Annotated in this window: 19 protein-coding genes; 6 read left to right on the forward strand and 13 right to left on the reverse strand. The window is 69.3% G+C overall.

What is annotated here, in order from left to right; translation table 11 throughout:
- Positions 1-91: 91 nt before the first annotated feature.
- Complete coding sequence (locus EV644_RS35520; protein WP_132194432.1) at positions 92-451, forward strand: YciI family protein; 360 nt, start codon at positions 92-94, stop codon at positions 449-451.
- Positions 452-681: 230 nt separating this feature from the next.
- On the opposite strand, the gene EV644_RS35530 is transcribed toward EV644_RS35520, so the two are convergent.
- Positions 682-2,163 (reverse strand): sigma-70 family RNA polymerase sigma factor, encoded by a 1,482-nt coding sequence (locus tag EV644_RS35530; protein ID WP_132194430.1) that lies wholly within the window; start codon positions 2,161-2,163, stop codon positions 682-684.
- A gap of 419 nt (positions 2,164-2,582) precedes the next feature.
- On the reverse strand, positions 2,583-3,452 hold the full coding sequence (locus EV644_RS35535) for a class I SAM-dependent methyltransferase (RefSeq protein WP_199240174.1): 870 nt from the start codon (positions 3,450-3,452) through the stop codon (positions 2,583-2,585).
- A 246-nt stretch (positions 3,453-3,698) separates the two neighbouring features.
- Between EV644_RS35535 and EV644_RS35540 the strand changes: the two genes are divergently transcribed.
- Positions 3,699-4,523: a class I SAM-dependent methyltransferase gene (locus EV644_RS35540; protein WP_132194428.1), complete on the forward strand. Its 825-nt coding sequence runs from the start codon at positions 3,699-3,701 to the stop codon at positions 4,521-4,523.
- Positions 4,524-4,548: 25 nt separating this feature from the next.
- On the opposite strand, the gene EV644_RS35545 is transcribed toward EV644_RS35540, so the two are convergent.
- From EV644_RS35545 to EV644_RS35570, 6 genes are read right to left on the reverse strand one after another with little or no spacing between them, the layout of a single operon-like run.
- On the reverse strand, positions 4,549-5,208 hold the full coding sequence (locus EV644_RS35545) for a GTP cyclohydrolase II (RefSeq protein ID WP_132194426.1): 660 nt from the start codon (positions 5,206-5,208) through the stop codon (positions 4,549-4,551).
- A 22-nt stretch (positions 5,209-5,230) separates the two neighbouring features.
- Positions 5,231-5,923 (reverse strand): RibD family protein, encoded by a 693-nt coding sequence (locus EV644_RS35550; RefSeq protein ID WP_132194424.1) that lies wholly within the window; start codon positions 5,921-5,923, stop codon positions 5,231-5,233.
- A complete protein-coding gene (locus EV644_RS35555) occupies positions 5,916-6,896 on the reverse strand; it encodes a lysylphosphatidylglycerol synthase transmembrane domain-containing protein (protein ID WP_132194422.1) in 981 nt (326 codons plus the stop codon). The genes EV644_RS35550 and EV644_RS35555 overlap by 8 nt, the downstream gene beginning before the upstream one ends.
- 57 nt (positions 6,897-6,953) lie before the next feature.
- Entirely contained in the window at positions 6,954-7,988 is a 1,035-nt protein-coding gene (locus tag EV644_RS35560) for a glycosyltransferase family 4 protein (protein WP_132194420.1), read from the reverse strand.
- Positions 7,985-8,383 carry a 6-pyruvoyl trahydropterin synthase family protein gene (locus EV644_RS35565; protein WP_132194418.1) on the reverse strand — a complete coding sequence of 133 codons (399 nt, stop codon included), beginning with the start codon at positions 8,381-8,383 and terminating at the stop codon, positions 7,985-7,987. Before EV644_RS35565 ends, EV644_RS35560 begins: the two co-directional genes overlap by 4 nt.
- 5 nt (positions 8,384-8,388) lie before the next feature.
- Positions 8,389-9,369: a zinc-dependent alcohol dehydrogenase gene (locus EV644_RS35570; protein ID WP_132194416.1), complete on the reverse strand. Its 981-nt coding sequence runs from the start codon at positions 9,367-9,369 to the stop codon at positions 8,389-8,391.
- Between the two features lie 81 nt (positions 9,370-9,450).
- On the opposite strand from EV644_RS35570, the gene EV644_RS35575 reads away from it, so the two are divergent.
- Positions 9,451-11,751 carry a CDP-alcohol phosphatidyltransferase family protein gene (locus EV644_RS35575; RefSeq protein WP_199240175.1) on the forward strand — a complete coding sequence of 767 codons (2,301 nt, stop codon included), beginning with the start codon at positions 9,451-9,453 and terminating at the stop codon, positions 11,749-11,751.
- Positions 11,752-11,856: 105 nt separating this feature from the next.
- On the opposite strand, the gene EV644_RS35580 is transcribed toward EV644_RS35575, so the two are convergent.
- Entirely contained in the window at positions 11,857-12,555 is a 699-nt protein-coding gene (locus EV644_RS35580; RefSeq protein WP_132194412.1) for a winged helix-turn-helix transcriptional regulator, read from the reverse strand.
- 104 nt (positions 12,556-12,659) lie between these two features.
- Here EV644_RS35580 and EV644_RS35585 point away from each other — a divergent pair, with 104 nt between their 5' ends.
- Positions 12,660-14,084 (forward strand): FAD-binding oxidoreductase, encoded by a 1,425-nt coding sequence (locus tag EV644_RS35585; RefSeq protein ID WP_199240176.1) that lies wholly within the window; start codon positions 12,660-12,662, stop codon positions 14,082-14,084.
- A 932-nt stretch (positions 14,085-15,016) separates the two neighbouring features.
- Positions 15,017-17,014 carry a hypothetical protein gene (locus EV644_RS35590; RefSeq protein WP_132194410.1) on the forward strand — a complete coding sequence of 666 codons (1,998 nt, stop codon included), beginning with the start codon at positions 15,017-15,019 and terminating at the stop codon, positions 17,012-17,014.
- 179 nt (positions 17,015-17,193) lie between these two features.
- Here EV644_RS35590 and EV644_RS35595 read toward each other — a convergent pair whose 3' ends face one another.
- Positions 17,194-17,754 (reverse strand): hypothetical protein, encoded by a 561-nt coding sequence (locus EV644_RS35595; protein ID WP_132194408.1) that lies wholly within the window; start codon positions 17,752-17,754, stop codon positions 17,194-17,196.
- Between the two features lie 47 nt (positions 17,755-17,801).
- Between EV644_RS35595 and EV644_RS35600 the strand changes: the two genes are divergently transcribed.
- Positions 17,802-18,068: a YciI family protein gene (locus tag EV644_RS35600; RefSeq protein WP_241999217.1), complete on the forward strand. Its 267-nt coding sequence runs from the start codon at positions 17,802-17,804 to the stop codon at positions 18,066-18,068.
- A 12-nt stretch (positions 18,069-18,080) separates the two neighbouring features.
- On the opposite strand, the gene bfr is transcribed toward EV644_RS35600, so the two are convergent.
- The 3 genes from bfr to EV644_RS35615 all read right to left on the reverse strand — a co-directional run bounded on the left by bfr (position 18,081) and on the right by EV644_RS35615 (position 19,372).
- Entirely contained in the window at positions 18,081-18,569 is a 489-nt protein-coding gene (bfr, locus tag EV644_RS35605; RefSeq protein ID WP_132194404.1) for a bacterioferritin, read from the reverse strand.
- Positions 18,556-18,765 (reverse strand): (2Fe-2S)-binding protein, encoded by a 210-nt coding sequence (locus EV644_RS35610; protein ID WP_132194402.1) that lies wholly within the window; start codon positions 18,763-18,765, stop codon positions 18,556-18,558. The genes bfr and EV644_RS35610 overlap by 14 nt, the downstream gene beginning before the upstream one ends.
- 76 nt (positions 18,766-18,841) lie before the next feature.
- The gene (locus EV644_RS35615; RefSeq protein WP_132194400.1) at positions 18,842-19,372 is read right to left on the reverse strand and encodes a DinB family protein; all 531 of its coding nucleotides are present in this window, start codon (positions 19,370-19,372) and stop codon (positions 18,842-18,844) included.
- Positions 19,373-19,417 lie beyond the last annotated feature (45 nt).

Below are 19,417 nucleotides of genomic sequence, written 5' to 3' on the forward strand. Positions count from 1 at the left end.
TCTGTCGGTAGCCTGTCGGATCCGGAGCGCGGCGTTCGTAGTACGGGTGATAGGTGGCCGAAGGAGGCTGCCCGGGACAAGGAGTGATGAGATGCCGAAGTACCTGATCTCGTTCGAGAAGGGCGCGATGGACCACATCCCCGAGGAGGACTTTGCCGACGTGGGCAAGGCGTCCCACGCGGTGGTCCAGGAGGCCAAGGACGCCGGCGTGTTCATCTTCGGCGGCGGGCTGAGGTACGACGACGACGACGTGGAGCACGCCGTGGTGGAGATCGACGGGACGATCACCGACGGCCCCTTCCCGGAGAGCAAGGAGCTCATCGGCGGCGGGATGATCGTCGACGTACCCACCCGCGAGGCCGCCTTGGAGTGGGCCGCGAAGATCGCGGTCGCCTGCCGCTGCGCTCAGGACGTCCGCAAGTTCATGTTCGACCCGGAGCAGGACGACTGAGATCACGTTGACGCAGTATCTGTGCAGCCCTTCCAAAGCGAGTGAGTGAGGCGTAGCAGGGGATCCGATCTTCTATCGCCTGGCCGGTATTGCTACCACCAGCAGTACCTGGCCAAGAATCCCAACGGCTACAGGTGCCACAGCAACACCGGCGTGCCGTTCCCAGCTGACGCCTGACTAGAGCGACGGAGGAGCAGCCCCACGGCCGCTCCTCCTCGCTCGTGATGGGCTCATGCGAGCAATCGCGCCAAACCCGTGATCGATTCCTGGGGTGGGACGGCCTCGCCCGGCGTCCCGCTGGCCGCTTCCGTCACCTCCAGGGGCTGGGTCAGGAAGTCGCGGATCCGTGCTGCGCGGGCCAGCAGGGCGCGGGCTTCGTGGGCGGTGGTGCGTTCTTCCAAGGGCAGGGCGTCGCCGTCGAGCAGTGCTGAGCGGGAGGCGAGGACGTCAACGGCCGGGAGCTGCCCGACGACCATCTCGGCGGTTCCCAACCGGACTTCGGCATCCGAGCCAGGCCACGGCGCTGCGGGTGCGGCACCGGCAGCGTGCGCAGCGACGCGCAGCCCGGTCACCGCACCGGGGCCGCCGTCGCAAAGGCCGACCGCACCGTCGAACAGCCCAGGCCCGGTCCGCTCCGCGACAATCTCGTCAACGGCCAACAGCACCGTCACCCCTCCATGAGCCAGCCAGCCGGCGAACCTCTCCGCCAGGCCCACCGCCTCGGCCTCCCGCCCCGCAGGGGCACAGACGACCGCGGTGTACTCGGCCGCCGGGGCCTGCGCATCGAGAAGCTTCCACAGCCGGGCCGATGCCCCGGTCGGAGAGCGTTCAGCAGAGGTGACAGCCACCAGAGCGGCGGAACCTCCGGCCGTCAGGTTGTGCAGGATCTCGGCGACTAGCATCAGGTGGCCGGTGCCGATAGGGCCGGTCAGGTCGACAACTCCGCCTCGCGGCAGCGGCACGAGGGTGTCGAGGACCTTTATCTCTGTGGCCAGCCGGCCGGGTGATTCCGGACGGGACAGCGGTGGCCTGCCCGGCGGCAGCGCGGGCATCGGGTCGTCGAGGTCGTACATAGCACCTAGCAGGGCGCGTACATCAGTCATGAGCATCTCCCAGGGGTCGGTCGCGGCAACGAGTGGTGTGACGGAGGACCGGGTGGCGAGCTCGACGCGCAGCCGACGGCGGGCGTCGTACAGCCGCTTGCGCACGGCTCCCCCGCGGATGCCGAGAAGTACGGCGAGGTCGGATTCCGGCCAGTCGCCGTAGTAGCGCAGCACCAGCAACAACCGGTCGGTGTCCTTCACCAGGGCGAGTGCACGCCGGACCACGGCACGATCCTCGGTCCGCTCGGCCAGGTCTGCCGGATCGATCGGACGTGAGCCCACGGCAGCATCCCCTTGCAGGTCGAAGTCCAGGAGCCGTCCCGGTTGACGTCGGCGCCGGTGCCGGTCGGCGTGCTTGCGCACAGCCAGGTGCAGCCAGCCGGCCACGGCTTCGGGCTCCCGTAGGCCCGCGAGGGTGCGGTGTACCTCGATCAAAGCATCCTGGACGACGTCCTCGACGACCGCAGGATCATCAACCAGGCGGGCAGCCCACCGCAGCATCAACGGCCGTGCCGCTGCCATCAGCGTGTCCCGGGACGCCTTGTCACCCTCCATTGCCGCACGCGCCAGCACTACGAGATCGGCGGGCTCCGCGGTGCCCGTACGCACGCTGTTCTCCTTCACATCTCAATAGGCCCACCCGACACGGCCGGCGTTACCAGCAGATCGCCGCGCAACAGCTGAGTTGTCGATCACTCCGAGGATCAGCGCTCCCGCCCGCTGTCCGTCCGCGAGCCAGCCTGTGCATGGTCCACCCCTCTGTGAGCGCCGGCGCGAACGGGTTCGGAGGAGCCATTCGATCGCCGCGGCGGAAATCGCGACATCGAACTCGGCCAGGGTCTTGGGAAGGCGGCTTGCCGCGCAGGTCCAGACCCTGGTGTGCGTAAGGTGTGCACGAACCGTTCGAACCAAGGTTGTGCAGGCCGACAGCTGTAGTCGTCCGCGCCGATCGGTGCCCAGGAGCCGCGGCCCCGGGCACGCCGTTCCCGATCAGCGATGGCGCAACAGTCGGACATCCGCGACTCTCCTCATGGCACCTGTGGCTTCTCGGCGATGAAGGCGAACTTTCGCACTCGTCCTGCCCGCAGCCAGTCGCTCCAGAGCCGATGGGCGGCCAGCAATTCATCCAGGGCGTGGCGTCCGACATGCGCGGCGATGTTCGGCGCATCGGCGGCAAACGCATTGATCAACGAGTCGACCACGGCACGGTGGGATTGACTGCACTCGGTTTGCCAGCGAGCCCGCAGCCCGACCCGCTCCAGGCAGGAGAGCATGTCCGGCAGGGGAATGAGCCATACGGTGTCGGCGTCGGGCATGCTTGCCCGTTCCGCCTCCGTCAGGGGTTGACCCTCCTCCATGGTGAAGGCGAAGCGCCCGCCTGGCTTCAGCGCCGAGGATATCTCGCTTAGCAGGGCCTGCTTGTCGGGAAAAGCGAGCATGGTTTCCAGCAGTACCACCACGTCGTAGGGGCCACGAGGCACCGGGGGGATCCGGGAGACCTCGAAGCGACAGCCAAGGTTGCCGGCGCGCTCGCGCGCGATGTCAACGGCCCCGGAGTTGGAGTCCACTCCGACATAGGTGCATCCCAGTTCCCGAGTGATCAACCGTCCTGGTCCGGCCATTCCGCAGCACAGGTCCAGCACGGAAACCCCGGGCGCGATACCGGCTTCAACGGCCAAGGACAGGATTTCGCTGGCGCGCATGAAGCTTTCCTGACCGACGAACTCACCAGTTGCGTACGCCGACAGCCGGGCCCGCCGCAAGGCCCGGTCGAAATGAGCACGCTCATCCTGCTTTATGGCATCCGCGTGCGAATGCATTTTGACCGTCAGGACGTTAGGCCCGCCACCTTGATGCGAATTGTCGCGGCGTGCAGGAGGTGGCAGCTGGGGCGTCATTTTCCTGTCAGTGCGGAACGGCGACGAAAGGGCATACCCAAGCAGTACACCTCACCGATATGACGAGACCAGCCCGAACCGACTCAGGCCGACGGTCATCCCGAGTGCGGCGCGAGCAGCGCGACCTGAGCCATCAGGCCAAACCGCCGCTCCCCTTCGAACCGTGAGCAGCGCGCCTCGCGCGTCTATGGTTACAGACGTTCTACGAACGTTGCTAGCGTCCCCGTTTACTGGAGGCAAGGTGATATGACGACCGGACAGGTCCGGGCCAGCTCGGAGTGGCTGAGGTTGCGGGAGCCGGCCGACGCGGCAGCCCGGGCGCCCGAGCTCGTCGAGGAGGTCCGGTCGTACCTGCCGACCGACGGCGGCGCGGCCATTCACGACCTCGGTTGCGGTACCGGGTCGATGGCCCGCTGGCTCGCCGTGCAGCTGACCGGACCCCAACACTGGGTCATGTACGACCGCGACGCCGAGCTGCTCACACTCGCCGCCGCGGACCCGCCGGGCGAGGCCTCCGACCGCACCCCGGTCACCATAGAAACCCGTCGGCGCGACATCACGCGGCTGAAGCCCGGGGAGCTGGCGGGCGCAGCCCTCATCACTGCCTCTGCGCTGCTGGACATGATGACCGCAGAGGAGCTCGGACGACTCGTCGCCACCTGTGCCGGGTCGGGCTGCCCTGTGCTGATCGCCCTCAGCGTCACCGGTCGCGTCGAACTCACACCGACCGATCCGTTCGACCAAAGCGTCTCCGACGCGTTCAATGCCCACCAGCGACGCACAACCGGCGCCGGAAGGCTGCTCGGTCCCGACGCGGTCGGCGCCGCGGTGGATGGCTTCACCCGGCTGGGCATCGACGTCCTGGTCCGCCCAAGCCCGTGGCGGCTCGCGTCCGGTCAGGCCGCTCTAGCGGCTGAGTGGTTCACCGGCTGGCTGGCCGCGGCATGCGAGCAACGACCGGAGCTGGGCGCCGAGGCCGTCCCGTACGCAAGGCGACGCTTGGCCGAGGCAGCCGCCGGCCGGCTGTCCGTCACCGTGCACCACCAGGATCTGCTGGCGCGGCCGAGTTGACGTCCCGCGCGGCCGGTGAACTGGCCTACGCCTCTGCGTCGAGCCGTTCGCCGAACGGGAGGTCGAGCGTGTGTGCGCCTCGTCGGGCCTTCGTGGCCAGGTAGCGCGCGTTCGTCGCGTTGAGGTGGATGCCGGTCGGCACCCGCTCCGCGACGGTCACCCCGAGCCGGTCCAGCTGGCCCGCCTTGTCCGGGTTGTTGCTCAGCAGGGCGACCCGGTCCACGCCCAGGGCACGAAGCATCTGGGCCGCGACCGTGTAGTCGCGCCCGTCCTCGGCGTAACCCAGCGCGAGGTTGGCGTCGTACGTGTCGAGGCCGGCGTCCTGCAGCGCGTACGCGTCTAGCTTCGCGTACAGACCGATGCCGCGGCCCTCCTGGCGCAGGTACAGCAGGAACCCGCCGCTCTCCTCGATGCGCCGGACAGCCTCGAGCAGCTGCGGCCCGCAGTCGCACCGCTCGCTCCCGAGTACGTCGCCGGTGAAGCACTCGCTGTGGACCCGGACCAGCGGCGGTGCCCCCGTGCCCACGCAGACCGCCGCCGCCCGGTCGCCGAGGCCGAGAGCCAGATGCTCACGCCCGTCGGCGAGTCCGTCGAAGGAGTAGACGCGTGCGGTCGTGCCGAACCCGTCGGCGAACCGCAGCGGCAGCATGATCTGGGTACGGATGGTCGCCGTGGGCAAGTGCATCGTGCTCTCCTTTGGTCTTGCTTCAGTCCTGGCAGAAACGCTCCGAGAGCGCGTAGACCAGGAGTACGACGTCGCCGATCCTGCGCACCTCCGCCAACCGCGCGTGGCGGTCGGGGTTCCACGGGAAGCGTCCGTCGCCGACGAACCGCGGCGCCCGGGAGTCGCCCACGAAGAACGGCGCCACGACCAGGTGCAGCTCGTCCGCGAGGCCGGCAGTGAGGAACTGGGTGTGCACATTCCCGCCCCCCTCGACCATCAGCCGTCGCACGCCGCGCACGTGCAGGTCCTCGCTCATCCGGCACATGTCGACCCGCCGACCGCCGTCGACGACCGTGGCCACCGCCCCGAGCCGGCAACGAGCCTCGGCCACGGCGTCGCTGGGGCAGTAGACGAGCTTCTCGGTGTCGCCGGTGACGAAGAAATCGGCGCGCGGGTCCAGCCGGACCCGGCTGGTGACGGTCACCTTGATCGGTGTCGGCGGCAGGCCCCGGGCGGCGCGTTCGGCGCGGCGGGCCCGGGCCCGCACCAGCAGCCGGGGGTTGTCGTTGCGGACCGTGGCGGCGCCGACGAGGATCGCGTCGCTGCGCGCGCGCACGGCGTCGACCCGGTCGAGGTCGGCATCGTTGGACAGCAGCAGTCGTTCGTCGGTGGCAGTGTCGAGGTAGCCGTCGATCGACATGCCGCAGCTGAGCAGGGTGTAGGGGCGATCAGGCATCGACACCGCTCCCGACTCGCTCGGGCTGCGCCTCGGTCGGGCCGCGCACACTGTCGCGGGCGCGCCGACGCCCAACCAGCACGACGACGGCTCCGGGCAGGGTGGCGACCAGCGCGAGCACGCCGTACACCACCGCGACGGTGACGCCCTGCGCCGCGCTCAGCCCGACCGAGCCGAACGCCCACGCGGCAGCACCCTCGCGCGGGCCCCAGCCTGCGATGTTCGTCGGTACCGCCGACGCCATCAGCACGACCAGTGCCAGTGGCAGCAGCCGACCCAGCGACAGGTGTGTCCCGGTCGCGCGCACCGCGACCAGGAACACGGCGGCGTGGCCGAGCACGGCGACGACGGAGGCGAGCAGGATGCCCGGCCAGGCCCGCCGCGCGAGGACCGCGTCGCGGAGGTCGGTAGTGACGGCGCGTGCGATCCGGGCCGGGAGGCGACGCGGGTCCAGGCGCAGAGCTACGGCGACCAGCGCGACACCGGCGACGACCGCGACCGGACAGGCGACCAGGAGAAGAAGCGAGCCTGAGCGCAAGGGCAGGAGGAGCAACACGCCGACTGTAAGCACCAGCTGTACCGCCTGCCCCGACGCCCGCTCCCACGCGACGGCCCGCAGGCTCCGGCCCAGGTGGCCGAGGTCGCGCCCGTGGCGCACGGCCCGGTGGACGTCGCCCACCACTCCGCCGGGCAGCGTGGCGTTGAGGAATTGGGACCGGTAGTACGCAGCCACCGCGGTCCTCAGCGGCATCCCGACGCCGAGCCCGCCCGCGACCAGCCTCCAGCGCCACGCACAGCACAACGTGGTCAGCGACGTGATCGCCAGGGCGGCGGCGAGCGCCCATCCGGTCGTCAGTCGGAGCCCGTCCACCAACGGGCCGGCGCCCACCCGCCAAACGAGAACAGCGAGGATCGCCGCGCCGCCCGCCAGGCGCGCCCAGGTCCAGATGCGTCGGCTGATGGCGGCTCCGATCTCCTAGTTGGGCCCCTTGACAGTGACACGGCCATCACCTGCCGCTGGTTCATCCGTTCACCCGGCGACTTCCGTCAGCACGGCCGACAGCTCGCGTGAGGCCTGCGACCAGTCGGACAGCGTCAGTCGCCGGGACCTGGCCGCCACGCGCAGCCGCGCGCGCTCTCGGGGGTCACCCAGCCACCGACAGAGAGCCTGCGCGAGAGCCTGTGGGTCGCCCGGCGCGACCAGCAGGCCGGGCCGGCTGCCGTCGGCGGCGTGGCCGAGAGCCTCCGGCACGCCCCCGACCTCCGTGGCCACGACCGGCAGCCCACGGGCGAGCGCCTCGATGACGACCATGCCGTAGGTCTCAGCCCGCGAGGCCAGCACCAGCGCGTCCGCCTCCGCGTAGGCGCGCTCGAGTGCGGCGTCCGTGAGCGGGCCGGTGAAGCACACCCGGTCGCCGAGCCCACTGTCCTCGGCCTGTCGGCGCAGCATCTCAACGAAATCCACATCGAGCTCCACTGAGCCGACGCAGACGCATCGCCAGGCCGGGTCGTCGACGGTGGCCAGCGCATCGAGCAGGAGATCGTGGCCCTTGAGCGGGGTGATGGCTCCGACACAGAGCAACCGACCGCCGGACGGCGATGCCGGTGCCACGTCGGCGACGTCGACGCCCGGCCGCACGACGTACACGCGATCCTCGGGCAGCGCGTAGTTGTCCAGCAGCCACCCTCGGGTCCAGTCGCTCGTGGCCACGATCGCGGACGCCGCCGACAGCGCGGCGACCTCGCGTGGCTCGTCCCGCGGCATGTGCAGCAGTACGACGAGCCGCAACCGGTCGGCCTCCGGCTCCAGCACCTCCGGGACCACGGACGCCAGCAGGCCGTCGACCAACACCTGTCCGCCGTCCGGTACCCGGGCCAGCGCCGCAGCCACGGCCAAGCGGGCCGCCGCGTCGGGCAGGGGCCACTGGCCTGCCACGGCGTGCTCGTGGACCGACCAGCCGAGCGCCACGAGCCCGCGACAGACCCGGCGGTCGTACACGTTGCCACCGCTCGGCCGACTCGGGTCGTTGATCCCGTCCGGGACCACGACGTGCACCTCTGTCACAACGACCGCTCGTAGCCCGCCGAGGCGATGGGCGACTCGCCCAGCGTCACCGCGATCCGGGCCAGCCCGCTCGCGGACTCCCCTAGTCCGCCGGCCGCGACACGGTCGGCGAGCCGGTCCGCGATCAGCCTGGCGAGGACCTCCGTGGTGGTGTTTCGGCCGGCCAGTTCAGGCACCTCGTCGAGGTTGCGGTAGTTGAGGTCCGCAAGAACGCCGCGCAGCTCCTCGGCGGCCCGGCCGATGTCCACCACGATGTCGTCGGAGTCGAGCTCCTCCCGGGCGAAGGTCGCGTCCACGACGAACGTCGCTCCGTGCAGGCGCTGCGCTGGGCCGAACACCTCGCCGCGGAGGCTGTGCGCGATCATCATGTGGTCGCGGACGGTGACACTGAACATCGGTCCTACCCTTCGTCGTAGGTCAGCGTGTGGCAGAGCGCGGGCAGCTGGCCGGAGGCCAGTCGGGCCATCACGTCGGGCAGCTCGTCGAAGCGGGATGCGCCGGTGAGGAGCGCGTCGAAGGACGGGTCGCGGAGCAGGTCCAGCGCGAGCGCGCGCCGCTCGGCGGTAGTACGCCGTCCGCGCCGGGCCGCCGCAACGACGCCGACCTGGCTGGCGCGGATGCCCAGACGTCCGGAGTGGAAGGCGCCACCGAGGGACAGCTGCACCTGCCGGTCGCCGTACCAGCTGAGATCGACGACCGTGCCGTCCGCGGCGAGCAGGTCCAGGGAGAGCTGCAACCCGGTGGACGTCGCGCTGGCGTGCATCACCAGGTCCTGACCCCCGGCCGCGTCCTCTGGCAGCGCGAAGTCGACGCCGAGGGCGGTCGCGGTGTCCGCGCGCGTCTCGTCGACGTCCACGAGGGTCACCCTCGTGGCTGGTATGCCACCGATCAGCCGGGCGACGCAGCACCCCACCATGCCGGCGCCAACGACCGTGATTCTGTCGCCGACCAGTGGCGCGGCGTCCCACAGTGCGTTGACCGCGGTCTCCACCGTCCCGGCGAGAACGGCCCGCTCCGGTGGGACCTCGTCCGGGACCACTGTCACGGCCTCGATGGGCACGACGTATGCCGTCTGGTGGGGGAACAGACAGAAGACGGTGCGCCCGCGCAGCTCGTCCGGACCCCACTCGACGATGCCGACGTTGAGGTAGCCGTACTTCACCGGGCCGGGGAAGTCCCCCTCCTGGAACGGGGCCCGCATCGCGTCGTACTGGGTCTCCGGTACGCCGCCGCGGAACACCAGTGCCTCGGTGCCCCGGCTCACCCCGGACCGCAGCGTGCGCACCAGCACCTCGCCCGGGCCCGGCTCCGGCAGCCGGACCGGGCGGATCTCGCCCCGGCCGGGTTCGCGGATCCAGAACGCGCGTGCTTCTGTCGGCACCCGCAGCCTCCTTCTCCCCCGGATGAACCGGAGCGTCGCCTTTCCCGTATGACTTGTCGTACCCCTAGATACGGAGGCATCGTGCATCGGGTTCAGGGTCGGGTGCGCAGCGGGGTCCAGACCGGCCCGCTCGCAGGGTTCGTCTGCCTGCTCGCGCTCCTCGGTGTACTCGCGGCGACCACCGGCCTCGACACCTACGGCTGGGCGACGGGCGTTGCCTGCGGAGCCGGCCTTGCCGCCCTCCTCGCCCGCGCGATGGCGAGTCACCGTCGTGACGGGCTAGCGCCGGCGGACAAAGTGACACTGGCTCGCGCGGTCCTCGCGTGTGGGGTCGCGGCGCTCACGGCGGACTCGTTCGGTGGCCAGGCACGGGTGGCGCCCCTCGTGGCGCTCTCGACGGTGGCGCTGGTCCTCGACGGGATCGACGGCCGGATCGCTCGGCGTACCGGCACCGCCTCGGCGTTCGGGGCGCGTTTCGACATGGAGGTCGACGCGTTCCTGATCCTGGTCCTGAGCGTGTACGCCGCACGGACGACGGGCTGGTGGGTGCTTGCGATAGGTGCGGCCCGCTACGTGTTCGTGGTCGCCGGCTGGGCGCTTCCGTGGCTGCGCGGTTCGCTCCCGCCCCGCTACTGGGCCAAGGTAGTCGCCGCGATCGAGGGCATCGCGCTGACCGTCGCGGCGGCCGGCATCCTGCCCGATGCTGTGACCACCGTCGTGCTGCTGATCGCACTGGGACTGCTGGCCGAGTCGTTCGGCCGTCACATCTGGGGGCTGTGGCGTCTGGCCGGAGGCCAGCCCGGCCCTCGCGCCGCCATGACTTCGGCGCTGGCGGTGCTCCTGCTCTGGGCTGCGCTCCTCGTGCCGGACCACACCGGCGACATGTCGCCGGCCGCCTTCCTTCGGATCCCGCTCGAGGGTCTGCTGTTCGTCGTCCTCGTACTGGTGCTGCCGCGCAGACTCACGCGGATCCTCGCATTGATCGGCGGTCTCCTCGTCGGCGTGCTGGCGACCCTGCGGCTGCTCGACAGAGGTTTCTACTTCGCCTTCGACCGCCCCTTCCACCCCGTCTACGACACGGCGTACGCCGGCTCCGCGCTGGGCCTGCTCGGCGACTCGATCGGCCGCGCCGGCGCCGTCGCAGTCCTCATCGGAGCCGGACTGCTCTGCGTGGCCATGCTTGCCCTGCTGCCGCTGTCAGCGGTGCGCCTGACCCGGCTCGTGGCGAGACACCGGCGGTCGTCGATCCGGATCGTGGCCGTCCTGGCCGCGATCTCGATCGTGCCCGCACTGATCGGCGCCCAGCCGGAGCCAGCAGGACGCATCGCCTCGACCGCCGCGGCTCGGCTTGCCACGCAGGTCAGTGACGACCTCCGCGACCAGCGGGAGTTCGTGCGGGCGCTCGAGCAGGATCCCTTCCGCGGCACCCCGGACGACGACTTGCTGGCCGGCCTGAGGGGCAAGGACGTGCTCCTGGTCTTCGTCGAGAGCTACGGACGCACCGCGCTCGACTCCCCCGTCGTCGAGTCGGCGCTCGATGCCGGGGACCGGCGGCTGAAGCAGGCCGGCTTCTCCTCGCGCAGCGGCTTCCTCACCTCGTCGACCTTCGGCGGCCTCAGCTGGCTGGCCCACTCCACCCTTCAGTCCGGGCTGTGGGTGGACAACCAGCGGCGGTACGACCACCTCGTCACCCTCGACCGGCTCACCCTCACCGACGCGTTCGGTCGCGCGGGCTGGCGGACCATCGCCGACGTACCGTCCAACGACGAGGACTGGCCGGTGGCGAAGGCGTACTACCACTACGACAAGGTCTACGACCGCCGGAACGTGGGGTACGCCGGGCCACAGTTCAGCTACGCCTCGATGCCTGACCAATACACCCTGGCCGCGCTCCAGCGCCTGGAGCTGGACAAGCCCAATCGCGCTCCCGTCATGGCCGAGGTCGACCTGGTCTCAAGCCACACGCCCTGGGCACCGCTCCCCCGGCTCGTCGACTGGAGCCGGGTCGGCGACGGCTCGGTCTTCGACCCGATGCCGGCCGAGGGCGACTCGCCGGACGACGTGTGGCGGGACCCGGACCGTGTGAAGGCCGCCTACGCACAGTCCATCGCCTACTCGCTCGACGCCCTGACCTCGTTCGTACAGCAACTCCACGACCGGGACCTGGTCCTCGTCGTCCTCGGCGACCACCAGCCGGCCAGCATCGTCTCCGGCGAGGGGGCGAGCCGCGACGTGCCGGTGAGTATCATCGCCGCCGACCCGGCCGTGACGGCTCGGGTGGCGGACTGGGGCTGGCGGGGCGGGCTGCGGCCGGACGCCGGCGCACCGGTCTGGCCGATGGATACCTTCCGGGACCGGTTCCTCACCGCCTACGGCCCCTAGCGCTCGCCCACCTCCTCGGCATATCCGTGAGCGGATCTGAACCCGGGGCCAGTTGGTGCCGTCGATTGTTCACCCAACGAATCACCCCAGTCGGGGTTGAAGGTGTCAGGCTGCCGAGCTCGGAGCGGTCCGGGAGACCGGCTTGATGTGGGCGAAGGCGCTGCGGGCGTTCCAGGTGGGGAAGGCTCGGACGAGCGACGAGGGGCCGTGGAGTTGGATGCGGCGGTTGCGGGTGGCTTCGGCCCAGCTGAGCTGGCCGGCGTGCCACTTGACGAAGGCTTCGGCTTCCGCCGTGATGTAGAGGTCCTCGTCCAGGCCGGGGTACGTCTTGCAGATCTCGGTGTCGCCGTGCTCGATCAGCAGCCAGTACCGCTCGGGGCGTTGGCGACCGGTGAAGTCGAACCGGACGACGACGCGCGGACCCGGGAGCCGGTCTCGGTGGAGCATGTTGCACATCGACCACAGGGCCACGAAGGGATCGAGGTGCTCGGGGGCGATCTCGAGCCAGGCGGCACCCCACTCGCCGAGCGACACGCAGACCTTGAAGAGGTCGTGACCCGCGGGTGCGAGCTCGTAATGGCGCCCGCGCCCGTCCGGCTTGGGTGCTGACTCGACGATGCCGAATCGTTCGAGCTGCTTGAGCCGCTGCGAGAGCATGGTGCGGGAGAGCCCGGGCGCGCCCTCCAGGATCTCGCTGAAGCTGCCGCACCCCAGATACAGGTTGCGGATGATCAGCGGCGTCCAGCGCTCGGCGAAGATCTCGGCGCCACGAGCGATGGGGCAGTACTGGCCGTATGTCCTCACGACGCCAGTGTCGCGCCGCTGCCTTCGGCGGTGAAGTCCAGATTCTTGACTTCACCGCCGGGGCCGATGGCGATGCGATGGGGCTGTCGACAGCGGAAGGGCCGATGACGACATCGACCACCGAGCAAGTCGGCTACCCGAGCGAGGAGGCAACCGCCATGGAGATCGACGGGTTCCGGGGCCAGCTGATCACTGCTGATGACGCCGACTACGACACCGCCCGGGCCGTGTGGAACGGCGCCGTCGACCGGCGCCCCCGGCTGATCGCGCGATGCAGCGGGACCGGCGACGCGGCCACGGCCGTGCGCTTCGCCCGCGATCACGACCTGGAGATCGCCGTACGAGGCGGGGGCCACGGCGTGGCCGGCACCGCGGTCTGCGATGACGGGATCGTCATCGACCTCTCGGCGATGCGGGCCGTGTGGGTCGACCCCGCCGGCCGCATGGCTCGGGTGCAGGGTGGTGCGCTGTGGGGCGACGTCGACCACGAGACGCAGGCCCACGGTCTGGCCACCACCGGCGGCATCATTGGCCACACCGGCGTCGCCGGAGTCACCCTCGGCGGGGGCCTCGGCTTCCTCATGCGCAAATACGGCCTCGCCGTCGACAACCTGTTGGCCACCGAGGTGGTCACCGCCGACGGCAGCATCATCCAGTCGTCAGCAGACGAACACGACGATCTGTTCTGGGCGCTGCGAGGCGGTGGCGGCAACTTCGGCGTCGTCACCTCGTTCCAGTTTGCGCTGCACGCTCTCGGCCCGACCGTGATGGCCGGACCCGTCTTCTGGGCCGCCGAAGACACCACCAACGCACTGCGCTTCTACCGGGACTTCGTCGCCGAAGCGCCCGACGAACTCGGCACCGTGATCAGGCTCGGCACCGTCCCTCCATTGCAGGTCATCCCCGAGGAGCTCCACTGGCGGCCGGCCATGGCCGTGATCTGCTGCTACGTCGGGGCGGTCGACGATGGCGAGCGTGCGGTGCGGGCCCTCAAACGGTTCGGGTCGCCGCTCGTGGACCTGCTCGCACCCACGCCGTACGCCGCCTTCCAGGGCGGCCTCGACGACCACGTCCCCCACGGCTGGCACTACTACTGGAAGGCGACCAACCTCGCCGGCCTCACCGACGACGCCATCGCTGTCATCGCCGACCACGCCTACACCGCCAACTCGCCCCGGAGCTACGCGGCGATGTTCCACATGGGTGGCGCCGTCACCCGAGTTCCCCACGACGGCACCGCCTACGCCGGTCGCGACGTGGCATACAACATCGTCATCGACGGTGCGTGGCTCCCCGAAGAGTCCGAGAAGGTCGCCGCGACCGAGACAGCCTGGACGCGGGGGTTCCTCGAAGCCCTCGGACCGCACCGCGGCGACGGCGTGTACGTCAATTTCCTCGATGCCGACGACGGCGCCAGCCGCGTTCGAGAGGCGTACGGCGATCACACCTACCAGCGACTCGCCGAGGTCAAGGCCAAGTACGACCCCGACAACGCCTTCCACCACAACAAGAACATCCCCCCTGGTTGAGCAGGCCTGGCGACCACCGACGCGGCGGAGCGCGGACCCCGGAAGCCCGGAGACGAGGCGGGTGAGACGTCGACTGGGCAGGAGAGCGCTTCTATCGCCGCGTTTACATCGCTGCCACCAGCAGTATTTGCACAAGGTGCCGAACGGCTACAGGTGCCGCTCGAACACGGGTGTTCCGTTCCCGACTGACGACTGACGACTGATCCTTCCAGCAGACCGAGCACCAGCGGTGAAGTCCTCGGCCTGCGTCACGCCTTCTCCCAACATCACGTCAGGTTCGGCAGGACATTCTCGACGGCATCGGGGTTGATCCCTGCGGCAGCTCGCCACCAGCAGGCTGGGTGCGCACGTTCCACGAACCGCTGAGGTGGCAGGTCACGGGCAACCCACGGAACGAATTCCTTGACGATTCCTCAATGACCGTCCGTGTCGAGTGCACCGCAGATCCCGAGAATGTCCAGCAGGACCTCGCGCTCGGCCTTGTTTCCTTGACGAAACGGAGCCGGGCAGCGGCCTGCGAGGCTGTGGTGTCCGGCGGAAGATCATTCAGCGTCTCGAGGATTGTGCGCCCGAGCCGCCCGTCATCGGCGGTGGGCTCACGTTCGGTCAGGGTCACGAACGGGTTACCCGGCCACGCGCCACCACCGATGAAGGTTCGGCTGGGCGCGTGGCTGGGGTTGGCTCCCAGCCTGATCGACTGGTGCGCGCCTCCTGGATCGGAACGGCATGCCCTGAGCCGGCCGACGGGCGCCAACGGACCCAGAGAGCTTCCGGGGTTCTTGCGCTCCACCACATATGAGGACTCAAATGGCTGGTGAAGCTTGGCGAACGGGCAACTCGGGGTGCGGTAGGCCGACCACTGCACTGCGGGTGCCGACGTGCTGACGTTCGGTCGTCACTCCAGTGGCACGCGACCAGCACGGAGGCAACCCATGAAGTTCACCTCTCAGATGACCCGCCGCAGAGCGTTGGGCCTGGCAACTGCGTCCCTGATCATCTCCGCCGGCCTGATCACCCCGACAACCTCGTTGGGTGCGGCCGCCGGAGGTACGCGCGCGATCCCCAGCGGCGGAACGACGAGCATCCAGACGCGTCCGCTCGGCGTGGACGGTCTCCAGCAGCCGGAGCTGCGGCCCGGAGGCCGGGAAGAGGAGGAAGGCGACGGCGAGGCCGGTCAGTTCACCCGTCCGCGCCCGGGGTTCAAGAACGGCAAGTTCCCGAAGAAGCCGCTCGACGCACCAGTAGTCGCGTCCAGCGCCGTGGCCGGCTCCAACGCGGATGTTCAGGCGAGCGTGAACGGCCTGACCCACCGCGACCAGCGCCTCGCCAACGGCGGCAACCAGTTCTCGCTCGAACCGCCCGACCAGGCGCTGTGTGTCGGCAACGGGTTCGTCGTCGAGGCGGTCAACAGCGTGCTGCGGGTCCGCAGCTCCGCGAACGCCACCGCGCTGAGCGGGGTCCAGGACCTCAACACGTTCTTCGGCTACCCGCCCGCGATCAACCGCACGACCGGAGTGATCGGGCCGCAGGTCATCGACCCGGTGTGCCTGTACGACCCGGACAACCAGCGCTTCATGGTGGTCCTGACCACCTTGGGCAGCCTGCCCAACGGCGACTTCACCGGCAAGAACACGATCGACCTCGCCGTGTCGAACACCGGCAACCCGCTCGGAACCTGGACCATCTACCACGTCCCGGCGCAGAACGACGGGGCCGACGGCACGCCCGACCACGGCTGCACCGTCGACGGTGTCGTCCACGGCCCGTGCTTCCAGGACTACCCGCACATCGGTCAGGATGCCAACGGCGTGTACGTGTCGACCAACGAGTACGACCTGTTCGGGCCGAACTTCAGCGCCGCGCAGATCTTCGCGTTCTCGAAGGCACAGCTCGCCGGCCACCCGGCCAGTGTCAACCTGACCCTGATCGAGAACCTCGCCGTCGACGGCTCGCCGGGCTTCACCGTCTGGCCGGCCAACTCGCCGGCCGGGGAGTACTCCAGCGAACGGAACGGTACGGAGTACGCGCTGAGCACGATCGCCGGTGACGGCAGCGAGACCGGCAACCCGACCGGTACCGCGCGCCGGCTGGGCATCTGGGCGATCACCAACACCGCGTCGCTGGACACCGCGACTCCGGACCTCGGCATCACGAGCCGGCTGACGAACAGCCAGACGTACGTGTTCCCGCCGAAGTCGGACCAGAAGCCGGGGAACATCCCGCTCGGCGAGTGCATCAACGACACGACGATGCCGACACCGTTCGGTCCCGGGTGCTGGCAGGCGTTCTTCGTGCCCGAGGACGAGCCCGCGCACGACGAGGTGGAGTCCACGCCGGACTCGCTGGATTCCCGGATGCAGCAGACCTGGTACGTCAACGGCACCCTGTGGGGTTCCTCCGGTACCGCGGTCAGGGTGGACGGCGAACTCAAGGCGGGCATTGCCTGGTTCGCGGTGAGCCCGAAGATCAACGGCGCCGGCAAGATCGAGGGACGGGTGACCAAGCAGGGTTACATCGCGCTCGCGAACAACAACCTCACCATGCCGGCCATCGCCTTCACCCCGGCCGGTAAGGGAGCGATCGCCTTCTCGGTTCTCGGCGAGACCAACTTCCCGAGCGCGGGTTACGTCCGCATCGACGAGAGCGGGTCGGTGGGGCCGATCCACGTCGCGGCCGCGGGGCTCGGGCCAGCTGACGGATTCACCTCGTACAAGGCGTTCGTCGGGGATCCGCCGCGGACTCGTTGGGGTGACTACGGCGCCGCCGTGACCGACGGCGGCAACATCTGGTTGGCGTCGGAGTACATCGGCCAGACCTGCACACTGGCGGAATACTTCCCCTCGCCGAACCTGGCCAATTTCGGAAGCTGCGGAGGCACGCGCACCAGTCTCGCAAACTGGTACACCAGGCTCACCAAGCTGAGTCAGTGAACTGAGCCGTGAGCTGAAGGACTGCGGACCGGGCGCCTCGTCCGGTCCGCAGCCCTGTAGGCGTGGCAGGCACCGCTGCCACAGCAGCACCGGGGTGCCGTTCCCGAGCGGCGCCTGATCCGGAGCACCGGCGCAGGGCGATACGACGTTGCCCCGCGCCACACCGGCTTGAGCGCGTTCTAGTCAGCGCTCGCGGTTGTTGCTCCGGAGAGCACGCTGATGCGGCGTCGGATCTGGCGAGGCAGGTACCACTGCCAAAAGAGCATGACCCCGAAGAACAACGCAGGCACCAGCGCCCACAGCGAGTCAGCGACGGCTCCAACGACAGAAGTGATCCACAACAACACCATCATGACGATGGACAGCCTGCGTGTCTTTCCGGCGAACTGCCCCAGTTGCACAGAGGCGATGGAGAGAGCTGCCGATCGAATCTCCGCGTCCACGGGCACGGGTCCGCCTGCCGCTGCCTGGTGAGCCACCTCGACCTTGTCGGTCGGGAGATCACCCTCAGCCTCCTTCATCCCGGTTTGCCAGTTGGCGCTCCACCAACCCATCGCCAGACCGAACGGAATACCGGTGACGAGGGCGCCTACGCCAGCCTCCGTCCAACTCGACCCGTCCAACTTCGTGGAGAGCCCCATAGCGACCCCGAACGGGACGCCGCCGATGACAGCCAAGACCCACCACGGGACTTCGGACCGATACGCACGCACCTCAGGATCATCCACCAGCCGCTGCACTCCCGTCTTGTTCTATGGCCTCGGCGGTACTGCTACCACGCCACGCGGTGGGTGGCACGGCGAGCGCTGCCGGCGGATGTCCCGGCGGCGGGCTGGACTACGAGGACGACGACGTGGATCACGCCGTGGTGGAGACCGACGGGATGGTCATCGACGGCCCGTTCCCGGAGAGCAAGGAGCTCATCTGCGGCATGACGATCGTCGACGTACCCACCCGGGCTGCCGCCCTGGAGTGGGCCGCAAAGATCGCGGTCGCCTGCCGCTGTGCGCAAGACGTCCGCAAATTCATGTTCGACCCGGATCTGATCGAATGAGATCACGTCGACTCAGCCGGGTGACTTGCCCGGGTCGATCTGCTGGGCGAGGTACTGCTGGGCGCCGACCCGCTCGATCGCGTCGAGCTGGCTCTCGAACCAGTCGACGTGTTTCTCCTCGTCGCGGACCATCTCCTCGAACACCGCGGCGGTGCCGTGGTCGCCGAGGTCGTGGCACTCCTTCGCGGCCCCGTTGAACTGCGCCACCGCGGCGCGCTCGCCGTCGGCCCCCAGCCGGAGCATCTCTTGGGCGTCCTCGCCGACCGTCACGGCACCGAGCTTCTGCAGGTTCGGGTGACCGTCGAACAACAGGATGCGGTTGATCAACGCGTCGGCGTCGTTCATCTCGTCGATGGACAGGTCGTAGAACGCCTTGCCCAGCCGACCGAATCCCCAGTTGTCGAGCATCCTGGCCTCCAGGAAGTACCCGTTGATCACCGTCAGCTCGAGTGTCAGCGCCTCGTTGAGCAGTACGACGACGCGTGGGTTAACCGGTTGCACTTGCCACCTCCGTGAACGAGGTTGCCGAGACCGACCTCCCATGCTGGCACAACAACCGCTTCAACGAGAAGACGCAGCCGCCACAGTTCTGCCCCGCCCCGGTCGCCCCGCACACCTGCGCGAGCGTGCGAGCGCCGTCGTCGATGCTCTCGCGGACCTCCCGGTCGCTGACGACCTCGCAGTGGCAGACAATCATGCAGGTGAGGCTACCCTAAGCACTATGGGCCAGTCACGTTCGTGTCAGCGTGATCCCCGTCCCAGCGTTGGCTGGGTCAGCCCATGCTTTTCTGGCCGTCGATTGTTTCCCGGATGATGTCGGCGTGGCCGGCGTGCTGAGCCGTTTCGGCGGCGATGTGGAGGAAGACGCGGCGGACCGTCCAGAAGATGCCCGGTGGCTGCCAAGGCGCGGCCGGGAGTTCGTGGGTGGTGTCGAGGTCGAGGGTGCGGACGAGGTCGTCGGTGGCGGCTGCGACCTTCTCGTACTCGGCCAGTACGCCGGCTAGCGTCTCGCCCTCGGTGAGGCGGAACTGGTTCTCCCACTGGGCGATCCGCTCCGGGGTGTACTCAATCTCCTCAGGCGTGTCCTTGCCGCCGCCCACCTGGGCGAAGTCGGCCCAATTCCGCTCGACCTCGGTGACGTGTTTGATCAGGCCGCCGACCGTCAGCGCACTGACGGTACTGCGGGTGTTCGCCTGCTCGTCGGACAGGCCTTCCGCGGTGTGGCGCAGGAAGTAGCGGTGCTTGGTGAGGAAGTCGAGGATGTCGGCGCGCTCACCGGTCAAGCTCTGCTCGTTCGTTGTCATGCACCGAGCCTAGGAGCCATAGCGGCCAACTTCTGACCTCTACGA

The organism is Kribbella orskensis, assembly GCF_004342085.1.
Taxonomy (GTDB): Bacteria; Actinomycetota; Actinomycetes; order Propionibacteriales; family Kribbellaceae; genus Kribbella; species Kribbella orskensis.

Coding starts and splice junctions, on each gene's coding strand:
- EV644_RS35615 (WP_132194400.1), bottom strand. CDS start 19,372: ATGACAACGAACGAGCAGAGCTTGACCGGTGAGCGCGCCGACATCCTC.
- EV644_RS35590 (WP_132194410.1), top strand. CDS start 15,017: ATGAAGTTCACCTCTCAGATGACCCGCCGCAGAGCGTTGGGCCTGGCA.
- EV644_RS35540 (WP_132194428.1), top strand. CDS start 3,699: ATGACGACCGGACAGGTCCGGGCCAGCTCGGAGTGGCTGAGGTTGCGG.
- EV644_RS35545 (WP_132194426.1), bottom strand. CDS start 5,208: ATGCACTTGCCCACGGCGACCATCCGTACCCAGATCATGCTGCCGCTG.
- EV644_RS35535 (WP_199240174.1), bottom strand. CDS start 3,452: ATGACGCCCCAGCTGCCACCTCCTGCACGCCGCGACAATTCGCATCAA.
- EV644_RS35520 (WP_132194432.1), top strand. CDS start 92: ATGCCGAAGTACCTGATCTCGTTCGAGAAGGGCGCGATGGACCACATC.
- EV644_RS35585 (WP_199240176.1), top strand. CDS start 12,660: ATGACGACATCGACCACCGAGCAAGTCGGCTACCCGAGCGAGGAGGCA.
- EV644_RS35550 (WP_132194424.1), bottom strand. CDS start 5,923: ATGCCTGATCGCCCCTACACCCTGCTCAGCTGCGGCATGTCGATCGAC.
- EV644_RS35565 (WP_132194418.1), bottom strand. CDS start 8,383: ATGTTCAGTGTCACCGTCCGCGACCACATGATGATCGCGCACAGCCTC.
- EV644_RS35610 (WP_132194402.1), bottom strand. CDS start 18,765: ATGATTGTCTGCCACTGCGAGGTCGTCAGCGACCGGGAGGTCCGCGAG.